Annotated in this window: 10 protein-coding genes; 8 read left to right on the forward strand and 2 right to left on the reverse strand. The window is 61.5% G+C overall.

The window, feature by feature from the left end; translation table 11 throughout:
* Positions 1-25 precede the first annotated feature (25 nt).
* The 7 genes from H8A95_RS14795 (at position 26) to H8A95_RS14825 (ending at position 11,937) form a co-directional block, all read left to right on the forward strand.
* Positions 26-1,729 (forward strand): calcium-binding protein, encoded by a 1,704-nt coding sequence (locus H8A95_RS14795; RefSeq protein ID WP_229183795.1) that lies wholly within the window; start codon positions 26-28, stop codon positions 1,727-1,729.
* Between the two features lie 324 nt (positions 1,730-2,053).
* Positions 2,054-2,668: a class I SAM-dependent methyltransferase gene (locus H8A95_RS14800; protein ID WP_229183815.1), complete on the forward strand. Its 615-nt coding sequence runs from the start codon at positions 2,054-2,056 to the stop codon at positions 2,666-2,668.
* A gap of 193 nt (positions 2,669-2,861) precedes the next feature.
* Positions 2,862-5,096, forward strand: a complete 2,235-nt coding sequence (locus H8A95_RS14805; protein WP_229183796.1) for a peptidase domain-containing ABC transporter — start codon at positions 2,862-2,864, stop codon at positions 5,094-5,096.
* The gene (locus tag H8A95_RS14810; protein ID WP_229183797.1) at positions 5,086-6,432 is read left to right on the forward strand and encodes an HlyD family type I secretion periplasmic adaptor subunit; all 1,347 of its coding nucleotides are present in this window, start codon (positions 5,086-5,088) and stop codon (positions 6,430-6,432) included. The genes H8A95_RS14805 and H8A95_RS14810 overlap by 11 nt, the downstream gene beginning before the upstream one ends.
* A complete protein-coding gene (locus H8A95_RS14815; protein WP_476727253.1) occupies positions 6,429-8,465 on the forward strand; it encodes an SEL1-like repeat protein in 2,037 nt (678 codons plus the stop codon). The genes H8A95_RS14810 and H8A95_RS14815 overlap by 4 nt, the downstream gene beginning before the upstream one ends.
* Before the next feature lie 332 nt (positions 8,466-8,797).
* On the forward strand, positions 8,798-11,002 hold the full coding sequence (locus H8A95_RS14820; RefSeq protein WP_229183799.1) for a glycosyltransferase WbsX family protein: 2,205 nt from the start codon (positions 8,798-8,800) through the stop codon (positions 11,000-11,002).
* Between the two features lie 11 nt (positions 11,003-11,013).
* Positions 11,014-11,937: a glycosyltransferase family 2 protein gene (locus H8A95_RS14825; protein WP_229183800.1), complete on the forward strand. Its 924-nt coding sequence runs from the start codon at positions 11,014-11,016 to the stop codon at positions 11,935-11,937.
* Between the two features lie 82 nt (positions 11,938-12,019).
* Here the strand turns inward: H8A95_RS14825 and H8A95_RS14830 are convergent, their stop codons facing one another.
* A complete protein-coding gene (locus tag H8A95_RS14830; RefSeq protein ID WP_229183801.1) occupies positions 12,020-13,210 on the reverse strand; it encodes a glycoside hydrolase family 71/99 protein in 1,191 nt (396 codons plus the stop codon).
* A gap of 220 nt (positions 13,211-13,430) precedes the next feature.
* On the opposite strand from H8A95_RS14830, the gene H8A95_RS14835 reads away from it, so the two are divergent.
* Complete coding sequence (locus tag H8A95_RS14835) at positions 13,431-14,675, forward strand: glycosyltransferase family 92 protein (protein WP_229183802.1); 1,245 nt, start codon at positions 13,431-13,433, stop codon at positions 14,673-14,675.
* Positions 14,676-14,778: 103 nt separating this feature from the next.
* Here the strand turns inward: H8A95_RS14835 and H8A95_RS14840 are convergent, their stop codons facing one another.
* Positions 14,779-15,345, reverse strand: a complete 567-nt coding sequence (locus H8A95_RS14840) for a hypothetical protein (RefSeq protein ID WP_229183803.1) — start codon at positions 15,343-15,345, stop codon at positions 14,779-14,781.
* Between the last annotated feature and the right edge of the window lie 41 nt (positions 15,346-15,386).

The raw sequence follows: 15,386 nt of genomic DNA on the forward strand, positions 1-15,386 counted from the left end.
CGCTTTTCTTTCAGGGGCTACATCGATGGCGACCTCCAATCTGGACCAGACGGGCCTCAAGGCAGCGATCCACTCCGCGATCGATCACGCAACCCAGCGAGAGATTCTTGACTACCTGATCAACGTTGGCATCGGCTACACCAGCCCGGATGACGGCGCGACGATCCCGGTGCAGGAGGGGGCTGGTATCAGCAACCCGGATCCGGCCGCCAACGTTCTCATCGAAACCAACGCCAGCAATACCGTTCACGCCGACGCCGGTCTGAAGGCGATCATCGAGGCTACCGACAGCGACGTGACGCTGAAGATGACCGGCAGCACTCCGGTCCTGGTCGCGACCGGCAACGGCAACGATCAGATATTTCTCAACAACACCGGTGACACCACCGTTCTCGCCGGCAACGGCAACGACACCATCTTCGGTGGTGCCGGTCACGACTCGATCCACGGCGGCGCCGGTGACGACACGCTCTATGGCGGGAGCTGGTCGACGCTGTATGGCGGCAGCGGCAACGACGTGCTGCTGTCGGGCAGCCAGGTGGGCACCTTCAACACGCTTTACGGCGGCAGCGGCAACGATCGGCTGTTCGGCGGTTGGGGCAATGATCGCCTGTTTGGCGGCACCGGCGACGACTGGTTGAGCGCGGGTTTGGGCAACGAGAGCCTCTACGGCGGCGCGGGCAATGACACCCTGGTCGCCGGTGTGAATAGCTGTCAGCTCTACGGTGGCGCCGGCAACGACGTGCTCTACGCGAACCTGTTCGCGGAGCAGGGCTCGCTGCTGTCGGGCGGTGCCGGCAACGACACGCTGAATGGCGGTGCCAGTGCCGCGGCCGACACGCTGGATGGCGGCTCCGGCAACGACGTGCTGATCGGCGGCGTCAGGACTGCTGCGGAGTACGGCGGCAGCGGTAACGACGTTCTCTATTCAGGCTCCGGCGCGACGTTCGGGACGTTGCTCGATGGCGGTGCGGGCAACGACACGCTGGTTGCCGGTGCGGGGTATAACCCTGCTGATATCGGTTCCGACACGCTGGACGGCGGTGCCGGCAACGACCTGCTGATCGGCGCTGCCGGAACTGTTGCGGAGTATGGCGGCAGCGGCAATGATGCGATCTACTCGCACTCGGATGCGTCGCATGGCACGATCCTCGACGGCGGTGCGGGCAACGACTCGCTGTATGGCGGTGCGGGGGCCGACACGCTGAATGGCGGCGCCGGCAACGACCTCTTGGTCGGCGGTGCCCGCACCGTCGCGGAGTACGGCGGCAGCGGTAACGACATCCTCTACTCGGGCAGCGACGCGTCGCACGCGACGAAGCTCTATGGCGGTGACGGCGACGATTCGCTCTACGGCGGTGCCGGCAACGACACGCTGCGTGGCGGCTCGGGCCACGATACGCTGATCGCCGGCTCGGGCATGCAGACGCTGATCGGCGGCAACGATGGTTCGTCGTTCGTCGGCTCCGCGACCGGTACGGCTTCGATGGTCGGCGGCGCCGGTCAGGACTATTTCTATCTGTCCAATCCCCGCAGCAGCGACACCGTCGACGGCGGTGGCGGCAGCAAGGATTCCCTGACCTTCCTGGATCACGCCTCGACCGATGTGATCGACATCAGCGCTGGAAAGGGCGGATCTCTGGACATCAACTTCAGCAATGGCCAGGTGACCCAGATCAGCAACATCGAATACCTGATCTTCAACGATGGTCACTCGACCAGGCTGTAGGATCGCGGCTTTGCACCAAGCGAAGACGCCTCAACTCATGTTGAGGCGGTGCTTTTGTTGCATGCCAATTGGACGTGATTGGAACATGCGCTGGTCTCTATCACAAGTTCCGTTTGGGACATGTTCGCCGACGGATGTTAGACGTTAGTTGGTCACATTCGGACCACGTAGCTTTTGTAAAGCCGTGGTGCTCGCTTGATACAACGGGAACCGTGGCTGATCGCTTTCTGCGGCCGGGGCACGTTCGGTCAAGACGAACGATCGCTGCAGAATTCAGCCGCTTGATGCGCGAACCCGCGGAGCTCTCGATTGGCCAAGAAGAAAATGCTGAATGCCGGCGCTGGATTGACGGTGACCAAGCGCATCCAGCCGCTCATGACATCGCACGAGTGGGAGGAGATCCGGCTCGACGTCGACGGCGGCGTGAATCCCGATGTGGTCGGATCGATCACCGATCTCGGTCGATTGTTCCCGCTGGCCACGTTCGATGCGATCTGGTGCTCACACGTCATGGAGCATCTCTACGCCCATGAGATTCATCCCACCTTTGTCCAGTTCCGCGAGGTTCTCAAGCCGGACGGCTTCGCGCTGATCATGTCGCCCGACCTGGAGGCCGTCGCGCAGCACATGCTGATCCACGGCCTCGGTGCCGTGGCCTATGTCTCGCCGGCCGGCCCGATCCGGCCACTTGACATGATCTACGGGCATTCCGGCGCAATCGAACAGGGACGCCACCACATGGCGCACAAGACCGGCTTTTCGTCCGAGCGGATGGGAAATCTGCTGCTCAGCGCTGGCTTTCCGACAGTCTCCGTGCGCAGCGAGAACTTCGAGGTGTGCGCGCTGGCGCTGATGCCGGAGGCCGAGGATGAGCGGATCCGGCCGCAGCTGGAGGCCTGCGGCTTCGACTTCCGGGAGACGGTGACCGCCGCCCCGTAACTGTCGATGTTAATAAATGTTATAAGTTCCGTGGTTAAACCGTCCGCGGCGAATGTTCGAGGCCGGCTTCTTGCCTGTCGCGAAACATATCTTTTTGATGCGACGTGCCGAAAATGCTGCGTTAGCGAACTAACAGTGATAAGTTATAGTTCGCTAAGGCCGGGAACTGCGCAGTCGAAACTTTGAGGCATCCATGACCAAACACCTCTCGCTCGTCGGCGCACCTTCGGTGGAAGGGCTGCCACCCTCGGGTCTCGCCTGCCTCGTCATCGTGGCAAGGCAGCATGGGCTGCATCTGACCCCGTCCCAGCTCATCCACGACAATCTCCTGGGTGACCAGGAAGTCACGCTTCCCGAGCTTCTGAAGTGCGCAAATACATCCGGAATGACGGCAAAGGCCGTCACGCTGGATTGGAAGGGGCTGAGCCATCTCAAGCGGGCATTGCCGGCCATCGTTCGCCTGCGCGACGGCAGCCACATGGTGTTGCTGCGCCTCGAAGGCGATGAAAACAGCTCGCGAGTGGTGTTGCAGGATCCGAACGCGAGCGAGGATGCGCTGCTCGTCATCGATCAACCGCGCTTCGAGGACATCTGGTCGGGCGACGTCGTCATGGCCAAGCGCGACTACGAGATTTCCGACGAAACCCAGCCGTTCAGCTTCGGCTTTGTCACCGCCCTGCTGTTCCGCGAACGGCGCATCCTGCGCGACGTCGCGATCGCGGCGTTGATCCTGGGCTTCATGGGCCTCGGACCGATCATGTTCTGGCGGCTGCTCTCGGACAAGGTCATCTTCTACAAGGCCTACAACACGTTCTACGTGCTGTGTATTGCGATGTTCGTGCTGATCCTGTTCGAGGCGGCCTTCACGTTCCTGCGGCAGTACCTGGTCCAGCGTCTGACGGCGCGGCTTGACGTCAAGCTGTCGACCTACGTGTTCGAGAAGGTGCTCAATCTGCCGATCGATTATTTCGAGCAGAATCCGGTCGGCCTGATTTCGCGGGACATCCGCGAGGTATTTCGAATTCGCGGCTTCCTGACCGGACAGTTGTTCGGGACCATCCTCGATTCGACGACGTTGTTCTTCTTCCTGCCCGTCATGTTCTTCTTCAGCCCGATCATGACGCTGATGGTGCTTGCCTTTGCCGGATTGATCGTAACCTGGCTGGTCCTGATGCTGCCGGCCTACCGCAAGAAATCCTCGGCGACTTTGGCGGCTGAAGGCGCACAGGGCGCGTTTCTGATCCAGAGCCTGAACGGCATGCGGACCATCAAGTCGCTGGCGCTCGATACGCGGCAGCGGCACATGTGGGATGTGCTTGTGGCGCGCGTCGCCAAGGCGCGTCTTGCGGAGGGCATGACCGGAACCGCCATTCAGACGCTGGTGAAGCCGTTGGAACGGCTGGCGGTGAGTGCGCCCTATGCGTTCGGTGTTTACCTCGCCGTGTCGAGCGGCGATCCGGTCTATGTCGGCGCGCTGTTCGCGTTTCTGATGCTGTCGCAACGCGTTGCCGGCCCGCTGATGCAGATGGCCCAGCTCATCAACCAGTATGACGAGGCGCGCACCGCGGTCACGATCGTCGGCAGGCTGGTCAATCAGCCGGCTGAGGAAGGACGCTCCGGCCATGGCGTGAGGGCGCCGCTGAAGGGCCTGGTCGAATTCTCCGGCGTCACGTTCAAGTACAAGGGCGCGGTGTCGCCGGCGCTGAACAATGTCTCCTTCGAGATTCCGCTCGGCACGACGCTGGGCGTGATGGGCAAGAGCGGCTCCGGCAAGACCACGATCACGCGGCTGTTGCAGCGCCTGCATTCCGATTATGGCGGTCTGATCAAGGTCGACGGCATCGATGTCCGCGAATACGACGTCGACCACCTCCGGCGCAACGTGGGTGTTGTGCTGCAGGAGAACTTCCTGTTCAGCGGCACGATCCGCGAGAATATTGCCGCCGCAAAGCCCGACGCGACCTTCGACGACATTGTCAGGGCGGCGCGATTGGCCGGCGCCGAGGAGTTCATCGACAAGCTGCCGCGCGGCTACGAGACCTATATCTACGAGGGATCCACCAATCTCTCCGGCGGCCAGCGTCAGCGCCTCGCGATCGCGCGAGCACTGATCGTCAATCCGCCGATCCTGATCCTGGACGAGGCGACCAGCGCGCTCGATGCCGAGAGCGAGACGATCGTGAACGCCAACATTTCGCGGATCGCGCAGGGGCGCACATTGATCATCATCTCGCACCGCCTGTCGTCGCTGACGAAGGCCGACGCGATTCTCGTGCTCAATCGTGGCGTGGTCAACGATATCGGCCGCCACGACGAGCTTCTGGAACGAAACGACATCTACAGCTCGCTCTGGTACCAGCAGAATACGCATCTGGTGCCGGCGGGCCGCACCGAAAAGAACTTCAGGAGCCCGACCCTTGTCTCCTAATCAAGCGTCGCTCGCGACCGTCCGCCAGTTCCAGTCCGAAACCGATGCGATCCGCGAAGCGCCCGAGCCGTTGCTGGCCCGCGCGACGCTGTTCGCGCTGTCGGCGTTCATGGTATCCATCGTGGCGATCATGTGCTTCACGCGCGTCGACCGGGTGATCACGAGCGTGGGCGGCAGGATCGTTCCCGTGGATCAGATCAATGTGCTGCAGGCTCTGGACGCGTCGATCATCAAGACGATCGATGTTCGGGAAGGCCAGCAGGTCGAGACGGGGCAACTGCTTGCGACCCTGGACTCGACGTTCACCGCGGCCGATGTCACGCAGTACAAGTCGCAGATGGCGAGCCTTGAGGCTCAGGTCGCCCGCGACGAGGCCGAATTGTCCGGAAAGCCGTTGTCATACGGCGAGTCCAGCGATCCGGAAGTCACCAGATACAACGCCTTGCAAAAGGCGCTCTACGACCAGCGTGTTGCGCAGTACCACGCGCAGGTGAACAGCTACGATTCCAAGATCGGCCAGACCGAAGCAACGATCCAGAAGTCGAAGAAGGACGACGAGCGGTACAGCCAACGTGCCGAGATCGCCGGCAAGATCGAGGACATGCGCTCGACCCTCGCCGAAAGCGGCAGCGGATCCAAGCTGAATCTGTACCTGTCGCAGGACAATCGGCTGGAGTTGTTGCGCCAGATCGACAATACGCATAACACCCTGCTGGAAGCGCAACACCAGCTGGAGTCGCTGAAGGCCGATCGCAGCGCCTTCACCGAGCAGTGGAACGCGCAGTTGAGCCAGGATCTGGTCACGACGCGCAACAACCTGGATACGGCCCGCTCACAATACGACAAGGCGATCAAGCACCAGGACCTCGTCCGCTGGACGGCGGCCGAGCCGTCGGTCGTCCTGACCCTCGCCAAGCTCTCGGTCGGGTCCGTGCTGAAGCCGGGCGATCCCTTCATCACGCTGATGCCGCTCAAGACCCGGCTCGAGGCCGAGATCCAGATCCTGTCGCGCGATGTCGGCTTTGTCCGGCCGAACGACCCCTGCACGATGAAGGTCGATGCGTTCAACGCGGCGGAGCACGGTACGGCGCAGGGCAAGATACGCTGGATCAGCGAAGGCGCCTTCACGACCGACGATGACGGAAAACCCGTCGATGCCTTCTACAAGGCGCGATGCTCCGTCGACGAGACCAACTTCAAGGATGTTCCGAAGAATTTCCGCCTCATCCCCGGCATGACGCTGCAGGGCGATGTCAATGTCGGTACCCGCTCGGTGGCGATGTATCTGCTCGGCGGCATGCTGCGCAGTGCCAAAGAAGCAATGCGCGAGCCATGACGGTGTCGACGCGATCCCTTCTCGACCTGTTCCGGCCCGGTTCGTCCCGTTCAGACTCAACGCTGTTTGAACGGGGACTGGAGGCTTACGAGAACCGGCAATATCTCGAGGCGCTGCGCCAGTGGCGGCTTGCGTCGCGATCGGGCAACCCGGAGGCGGACTACCGGATCGGGCTGCTCTATGCGAGGAACGAAGGTGTCATCGGCAACATTCCGGATGCGGTCGCGTGGTATGAGCGCGCCGCCCTGCATGGACATACTGAAGCGCAATTCCAGCTTGGCTTGATCTACCTCCACGGGGTCCAGGCCACGGTCGGTCCGAACAGGCCCGAGATGTGGCGGCAATCCACCGCGGCGCGTCTCGGTGACAAGGCGACCAACATCCACGACCTGGTCTTCCCGAATGGTATCGGTGTGCCGAGGGACCTCGACGCTGCCTTCCTCTGGATGTCGGTGGCGGCGGAGGCGGGCAAGGCGGAGGCGCAGGCGATCCTTGGCGACATGTACGCCAACGGGCAAGGCTGCGCAAAGGATCACGCTGCAGCCTTGCGCTGGTACGAGGCGGCGGCCGAGCAGAAGGCGGCGGCCGGCGAATTCGCGCTCGGTGACGTGCATTACCAGGGCCGCGGCGTCCCCGTCGATTTCCCGCAGGCCGCGATCTGGTATCACAAGGCCGCGGAGAAGGGACATGTACGCGCGCAGGTTGCGCTTGCATTCATGTGCCTCAAGGGCACCGGGCTTCCCGAAGATATCGAACAGGCCGCGCGGCTGTTCCAGAGTGCCGCCTCGCATGACGACACGATCGCGCTCTACAACATCGCGCTGATGCGGCTGAGCGGCAAAGCGGTGGCCAAGGATCTCGACAAGGCCGAGACCGCGTTGCGCAAGGCGGCGCGGAAGGACTATCTGCCGGCGATCCAGGCGCTCGCCGAGTTCTATGCGCTCGGCACCGCCGCCGAGCCCGATCTGCGCGAGGCGGCGTATTGGTACGAGAAGGCGGCCGAGCGCGGCGATGTGCAGGCGCAGTTCTTCACCGGGCGCTTCTATGCGACCGGCACCGGCGTTCCGCCCAGCATCCGCCAGGCGGCGAAATGGTTCGAACGCGCCGCCGCGAGCGGTCACGCCACGGCGGCCCACAACATCGCGGTGTTCTATCTCAACGGCAACGGCGTGACGCGCGATGTCGCGACCGCGATCAAGTGGTTCGAGCGCGCCTCTGAGGGAGGCATCAGCGCTGCAGGCGTGCAACTCGGCCGGCTCTACTCGGCGGGCAACGGCGTGCCGCGCGATCAGGTGCGTGCTGCCGAGTGGCTGAGCAAGGCCGCCAACGGCGGCGACGCCGATGCGAAGACGGCCTATGCCGTGTTTCTCATCCAGGAAGAGCCATCCGAAGCGCGTCTTGCGCAAGCACGCACGCTGCTGACCGACGCCGCCGAGGTTGGCCATTCCGCTGCCGCATTCCAGCTCGGCGGGCTGCATATGGGACGATTAGGCGGCGCCGTCGATTTTCCGGCCGCGGCCCAGTGGTTCAAGCGCGCGGCAAGCGCCGGCCATGTCGAGGCCCAGCATACTCTGGCGCTGCTGTATTCCGATCCCAAGAGCGGCCTCAAGGATCCGCAGGCAGCTGCGAGCTGGATCGTCAAGGCGGCCGACGGCGGCAATGCCGCCGCGCAGTTCAAGCTTGCGGTGATGTATTGCACCGGGCAGGGCGTCGAGCAGGACCTTGCCCAGGGTGTGAAATGGTACGAGGCCGCGGCGCGCCAGGGCCACACGACGGCGCAATACAACCTCGCCGTGATGCTGGGACGAGGACAGGGCCGCGAGGCCGATCCGGCGAAGGCGGCCGAGTGGTTCGAGGCCGCTGCGAAGCAGGGCATGGTCGAAGCCCAGCTCGCAATTGGCGATGCGCTGCGCGCCGGCAACGGTGTCGCGCAGGATCGCGATCAGGCGCTGCACTGGTATCGACAAGCGGCGCAGAAGAACAACGAAGGCGCGCTGCGTCGTCTGCAGGCAATGGGCGAGAGCGTCGGCTGAGATCGTTGAAGCCGGACATCTCGTCGCATGCGGCAATGACCGAGATGGTGAACGGCTTTGTTTTGGGCGCGAAGGCACGGAAGCGGGCACGTCCGCGTGACAATTGAGGCAGAACTAACAATGGCTTTCATATCGACGACAGAGAGATTGCGCTAATGTTGTGTTCGCGGAATAAATGCTCATTGTACCTCTGGTTGTGTGAAGATGACCGATAAGAAGCATGAGGTCACGATCTCGAGCGTGTCAGGCAACGTGATCTCGAGATCGAACTTCCGCGCGACCGGGAAAGAAACTGGAGCCGACGTTAAACGTTGGCAGGAGATTGAGTGGCAATGAACAAGATGGTCGAACGGAGCGTCAGGGATACGAAGGATATGTTGCCCGTTGCCAGTCCGGTTCAGCAGGACGACCATCCGCAGAGCCTGTTCCTGGATCCCGATGTCAGCGATCTGCAGTCGGGCTCGCGGCTGCGCGGCGCGATACTCGAATATTCGGGGCGAGGGATCTCCGGTTGGATCGTCGATGCCCAATCGCCTGCTTCGACCGTTTCGATCGCGCTGTTTATCGCCTCTCATTGTGTCGAAGAGGGACGGACGGGCCGCTCGATGCCGGCTCGCGTTGGTCCGCGGAGTGTGATCGGGCGCCCCGGATTTCGTATCGATCTATCCACCCCGGGAGTGCGCCGTCGGCTGGCGCGCGCGCTGAGAAACGCGCTTGTCGAGCCCAAGCATGCGCAGATCTATCTCCGCATCAGCCTGAGCGACGGCGAATATTATGAGATACCGCTGTTCGAGAACTTTACGTCGGGCGAGGTGATCGTCGCGCTGGGCTTCTCGACCGAAGACTACGACGACCTGCTGTTTCCGAACAACAACAGGATCGTTGCCGAGCCGGCGGACGCCTCCCCCAAAGAGGTGCGCTACATCTGCTTCTATCTGCCGCAATTCCATTCATTCGACGAAAACGACCGGTGGTGGGGACCGGGGTTCACCGAATGGACCAACGTCGCGCGGATGCGCGCCCAGTTTCCGGCGCATGAATCGCCATGGTTGCCGGCCGATCTTGGATTCTACGATGTCCGGCTGCCGGAAACCCGCCGTCAGCAAGGTGACCTCGCACGCCAATACGGCATCGATGGATTCTGCTACTACGTGTACTGGTTCCAGGGGCGCAGGCTGTTGGAAAAGCCGCTTCAGCTGCTGCTCGAGGACGGCGAGCCGAACCTGCCGTTCTGCGTCTGCTGGGCGAACGAGAACTGGTCGCGCCGGTGGGACGGCTCGGATGCCGAGCTCCTGTTGGGACAAAATCACTCGCTGGACGACGACGTCCGCTTCATCGACGACATGGCCGACCTGCTGCTCGATGAGCGCTACATCACCGTCGATGGCCGGAAGGTCATCGTCATCTACAGGCCGTCATTGCTGCCGGACAAGCAGCGCCTGTTCGAGGTCTGGCGCGAGAGGGCCAGGGAGCTCGGAATCGGCGAGCTCCTGATTTGCAATGCGATGACCTTCGGAGAGTTCGATCCGCGCGACGTCAATTGCGATGCTGCGATCGAGTTTCCGCCGCACACCGTCTCGACGAGGGAAGTGCCGCCGACCGAGGTCGATGCACCGCCGACCTTTGCCGGCAAGGTGTACGACTATGTCGACGCCATGCGATCGTCGATCGGCAAGACTTACGACTTTCCGTTCTTTCCTGCGGTGATGCCGCGTTGGGATAATACGCCGCGAAAGGGGCCGCGCGGTCACGTCTTTACCCGGTCCAGTCCGGAAGCGTTCGAGGTCTGGCTCCGCGATGCGACGTTGCGCGCCAAGGGCAACAGCTTTTCCGAATCATTGGTATTTATCAATTCCTGGAACGAGTGGGCGGAGGGAGCTCATCTCGAGCCGGATTCGCGGCACGGGCGCGCGTTCCTCGACGTCGTGCGAAGGGTCGCGTCGGCGGAGCCGATCTCATCCCAGATTCGCAATAGTCCGGATCTGCTGGATTGCCTGAGCAGGCAAGAGCTCGAGTGGGCGGTGAAGGAAGCCTCGACGCATGTCGAGGTGCTCGCAAGCCTGCACCGCTCCGGCCTGACGCATTCCGGGGTACAGCGCGCAAGGAGCGGCATTCCGGTCGAGGCGGAAGGGGCGTCCGTTGATCCGGAAGGTTCGCTGCTGGTCATCGAGAACATCAATTCTCAAACCGGCGAACGCGTGATCGTCGATCCGCGCTATGAGATCCTGGTGCGCGGCTGGATTTGTGCAGGCAATGCCTTCGAAGCCAGCCGACAGAGAACGGGATTCCTGGACTTGTCTGCACTTGCTCCGGGGAGCGCGGCTAACAGCGCCTACTGCCTGATCGTCGATTGGCACGAGCGCGTGGACGTCAAGGAGTACATGAAGGCTGAGAGCAAGGACTGCTATTTCGGCTTCCAGCTGTCCTTCTCGATTCGGGATTTGCCGGATGGTGAATATCAACTCGCGGTCCTTGAGGTCGGCGACGGAGCCAGTGCACTCGTGAGGTCCCGCCACTCGATCATCGTGAGACGTTGAGGTCGCCGCCGATGCTCGCAAGCGTTGTCATCGCGTGCTACAAGCACGAGCAGTATCTCGAGGAATGCCTCGAGACTGTCTATCAGCAGACCTTTGCCGACATTGAGCTCGTCATCGTCGATGACAATTCGCCGGACAAGAGTTTTGAGGTCGCGCAGAAAGTTATCAAGAAAAGGTCGTTCGGAAAGCGCTTTATCTCGTGCAAGCTGCTCAAGAACCCCCAGAATCTTGGCGCCCACTACACCTGGAACAGGGCGCTATCGCTGACGAGCGGCGACATGATTTTTCTTCTGAACTCGGACGATGCCTTTTCAAAGGACCGCGTTCGATTGTTCGCGGACCAGCACGGCAACGAGCGGCTGTTCTTCGGCTTCTCCGCCGTCGAGCCGATCGACGAACTCGGAAGGTCGATCAGCAACTACCAGTTTCCGACCCGCCTGCGCTATGCGATCGATCGGGCGCAGATTGCGGGTGCGCCGCTGTCATGGACCTTCCTGGACTCGCAGATTGCCGCATCGACCGGAAACTTCGTCTTCAGCCGTGAACTGCTGCGGCAGGTGGGCTGGCTCGCCGACCTGAAATATTGCCATGACTGGGACTTCGCCTTGCGCGCAGTCACCAAGGTCGAGCCGACCTATCTCGAGGCCGACCGCTATCTGTATCGGCTTCATTCGACCAACAGTTTCCGAAGCCTGAGCAAGGTGGCAGAGAGCGAGACGAAAGCTTGCATGTTGTCGTATTGCCTGAATGCAATCACGGCGAGGCCTCAGAACAAGACCTGCCTCAGCCCGTCCAATTTCGGCGATTCATTCTACGACTTCGTGAAGCTTCACCCGAACTTCAATTATTGGGTGAAGCAGATCTATGCGCCCTATCACGTCGAACATCGGACGACAGAATCGAACGATCGGACCAGGCCGATCCGTTGGCGCTGATCGAGGATCGTAAGCCGGTTGGCTCCGTTCCGACGATATCGGAACGGAGCCTTGATCGAAGTTTCGTTCTCTCGGAAACGATCTAGCAGAGGTTCTTCGACGCTGCCCGGGCCGTCGCCTTGAGAACCTCACGCAACGCTTCGAGGCGATCGGTTTGACAAGGAAAGGTGGGGACCAGCCAGCCGCCCTCGTCATTCTCGTTCCAGGCGTAGATCAACACCGCAGGGGCCCGGCTCTCCGCTGGACGACTGTTCACCCAACTGATCGATTGCGCGAGATGACCGGCCAATTCCTTCTTCGTCGGCGCCGCATAGAAATTGTTGATCCCATCGCCCGGACGCTGCTTGGTCTCCCAGGGCACCGGACGTTCGATGCGGGGCCGCCGGTCCCATCCTGTCATCACCGTGGGCACGACGGGGAGCTGGCTGGCGGCGAGATCATTCCAGCCTTTCTCGGCATATTTCGCGAGATCGGTAAAGCTGCCTCGGCCGTTGCCCGTCGTAATCGCATACGACCCGACCGCGTCGGCGCCCATATTGGCCGCTTCCTGGCTCAGGAATTTCGTCTCTCCCGCCAGCACGATGTAGGGATCCGCGAGTCCTGCTGCATTCGCATCGGATCTGAACCTGTTCAGTTGGGTTCGCAGACCTTGCACGCCGCCCCAGCTACGGTTCACTTCCGCGCTACTGATGAAGCCCAGGAAGTAAAGCGGCCGATCGCCCTCCACCCTCAGGTAGTTCTTGTCGGCCATGAGGCCGATGTGCTCCTTAGGCAGCGACGAGAGCTTGGCTGCCGATCCCCATCGGCCGAGCTCGGTGAACATGCAGTACTTCATTCCAGCCGCCTTTGGGCTGGCCCTGAACGCGTACAGCGCTTTCGACATCGGGTGGTTTGCCCCGTAGCCGGCAAATGCCCAATAGTCCAGCCCGGCAAAAATGGCCTGATCGATCTCCTTGTCGATCTCGGCCTGGATCGAAGCCGAAAAATCAAGCGCGTTGGGATTGGCCGGCGTCCCGAAGAAGGGAGTCCGCCAACGATATTTGTCGGGACCGAGCGATTGCTTCATCGCTTCCGTCGGCTGCGAGCCCGGCGCGTACCACGCATCCCATCGAATGGCGCCGACGAGAGGTCTGGATGGCGTCGCGGCCACAGCAGGATCGCCGGAACCCAGGAAGCTGAGCGAGCCGGGCAGGAGGCTTGCTGATAACGATGCCAAAAGCATCCTTCTTGTAAGCGCGAACGGCTTACGGACTGCTTCGTTTCCATTGTCCATTGGCGATCTCCGATCGTTCCCATCCTGTGCGACGGCTTCATGCAAATGACATCGAGCGCTGTACTATATTGATTTCCCTCGAAATAACCTTACAACAGTTAAATGTGAGCGCTGCGTGTTATAGCCTTATTCTTGTAGGATAAGTGCGCTAACAGGGAATTCGTGGTGCAAACCAATGGCAATTGCTTGTTGATCTTGTGGGGAGCGGCTCAGGTTGGACATGGAAATTCCGGCACTGTCTAGTTTCAGCTCAGGCGTGAATCTCGATACGCTTCCAGCAAGTGAGATCGAGACACGGCTTCGAGATTTCTTTTCCGGGCGGATCGCAAATCCGAAACCCGACGAGCTCATCCAATCGGTCGAGCAGTTGGAGCAGCAATTCGGTGATTATAAGGAATTCCAGTTTGCCAAGGCGGCGGCGCTTGTGCAGGCCTGTGATTTCGCCGGAGCGCGCGCAATCCTGCTCGACCTCGTCAATGAGCTGCCGTCGGACTCGCGGGTACTGCATCGCCTTGCAATCGCGGATCTCAACATGGGAGCCGCGGATGAAGCGCAGGACGTCTATCTTTCCGCGCTCGTTGCGGCTCCGCAAAGCGAAAATCTGCGCCGGGAGTTCGCCGGCCTCCTCCGCGTGATGGAGGCGAAGAAACTTTATGCCGGGGTCGACCGGAAGAAGCACGGCCTGGCCGTCGTCTGCGCCGTCAAGAACGAGGGCGACGATCTCCTGGAATGGCTGCACTTTCACAGGCTGGTAGGGGTTGATCACTTCTACCTCTACGACAACGGCAGCACCGACGACACGCGTGCCGTGATCGAGTCCTTCCCGTGGCCCGAAATGATCACCTATCATTTCGTGGAGGGGGAATTCGGCCAGATGCGCGCCTTCTCGCATGCGATCGACAGCTATCGCAATTGTACGGAATGGTGCGCCTTCATCGACGCCGATGAGTATCTGTTTCCGACCGAGGCCGGCAGCATCAAGGACGTTCTGGCCGAGGTCGGGCCCGCGCCGGCGGTGGCGGTGCATTGGCTGAACTTCGGGTCGAACGGTCACGATGCGAGGCCGGCCGGCCTGTGCATCGAGTCCTTCACGCGTCGCGCTCCGGACGACTTCCCCGATCATTTCATCATGAAGTCGATCGTGCGGCCGGACACCATCGTGTCCTATCTGCATCCCCACCAATCGCTTGTTCTGGGCTGCTACGTCGCGGAAGACGGCACGCCGGTTTTCCCGATCGGCGGACGCTGCACGGCTCCCAAGCGCAACAAGCTCGTGATCAACCACTACTACACGAAGTCACGGCAGCAATTGCTGAAGAAGCGCGAGCGCGGCCGGCCGCTGGCCGATGGAGATCCTGAAAAGATCCGGGCGATGGAGTTCTTCACGCTGCGCGATCGCAACGATCTGGAAGACGCGACGATTCAGCGGTTTCTTCCCGACCTGAAGAAGCTGGTCCAGGGCTGAATCCGGGAAAAATAACAGGGGCGCGCCAATCGGCGCGCCCTTCTTGTTTCGTGCATTGACGTGATCGTTGACTGTCGCGACCGGCTACAGAGGCTCCGGTCAGCTACAGCGGCTCCAGTCGGTATTTCGCGAGCAGGGCTTGTGCCGCATCGACGTCGATCCTTGCCGGCCTCTGGAAGACCGACATGTTATTGGCGCGCGCGATTTCGCGCGCGACCGTCCGCACCGAATGGTAGTGGGGACGGTTCTCGAAGTCGTGGATCGCGATGAAGGCGCCCGGCGCGCCGTGAAGCACGCACTGCACGAAGCACGCCACGCGAAACCGGCCGTCAACGAAATACAGGTCGGCGGTCTTGGCTTCCGGACGCTCCCAGATGCGCTCGTGATAGTCGGGCCAGGAGCTCTCCTTTTCCTTCTCGATCGGATAGCCCCATTCGCGCAGCTTGCCGATATCGACATGCAGCAGCTGCGGCCTGGTGCTCGCATCACGCGTGGCGTCGCCGACATTGTTGAGCCATTCCAGGGAGGAATCGATCGAGATGACCCAGTCCTTCTTGGTCTGACACGCGAGCCAGGTGCTTCCTCCCGAGCCAAATTCAAGGAAGCGCGTCGAGAGATCCAGGAAGCTCTTGAACAGTGTCAATTCCTGAGCGTCCATTGCGATTTTCATGGCGGGACCCCGTGGTTTCTCGATTTGCTGTCTGGTTGGTG

It is taken from the genome of Bradyrhizobium oropedii (assembly GCF_020889685.1).
Classification (GTDB): domain Bacteria; phylum Pseudomonadota; class Alphaproteobacteria; order Rhizobiales; family Xanthobacteraceae; genus Bradyrhizobium; species Bradyrhizobium oropedii.

Excerpts from the sequence above, each read along its gene's own strand:
- H8A95_RS14830 (WP_229183801.1), bottom strand. The coding sequence starts at position 13,210 with ATGGACAATGGAAACGAAGCAGTCCGTAAGCCGTTCGCGCTTACAAGA.
- H8A95_RS14825 (WP_229183800.1), top strand. The coding sequence starts at position 11,014 with ATGCTCGCAAGCGTTGTCATCGCGTGCTACAAGCACGAGCAGTATCTC.
- H8A95_RS14840 (WP_229183803.1), bottom strand. The coding sequence starts at position 15,345 with ATGAAAATCGCAATGGACGCTCAGGAATTGACACTGTTCAAGAGCTTC.
- H8A95_RS14805 (WP_229183796.1), top strand. The coding sequence starts at position 2,862 with ATGACCAAACACCTCTCGCTCGTCGGCGCACCTTCGGTGGAAGGGCTG.
- H8A95_RS14820 (WP_229183799.1), top strand. The coding sequence starts at position 8,798 with ATGAACAAGATGGTCGAACGGAGCGTCAGGGATACGAAGGATATGTTG.
- H8A95_RS14815 (WP_476727253.1), top strand. The coding sequence starts at position 6,429 with ATGACGGTGTCGACGCGATCCCTTCTCGACCTGTTCCGGCCCGGTTCG.
- H8A95_RS14835 (WP_229183802.1), top strand. The coding sequence starts at position 13,431 with ATGGAAATTCCGGCACTGTCTAGTTTCAGCTCAGGCGTGAATCTCGAT.
- H8A95_RS14795 (WP_229183795.1), top strand. The coding sequence starts at position 26 with ATGGCGACCTCCAATCTGGACCAGACGGGCCTCAAGGCAGCGATCCAC.
- H8A95_RS14800 (WP_229183815.1), top strand. The coding sequence starts at position 2,054 with ATGCTGAATGCCGGCGCTGGATTGACGGTGACCAAGCGCATCCAGCCG.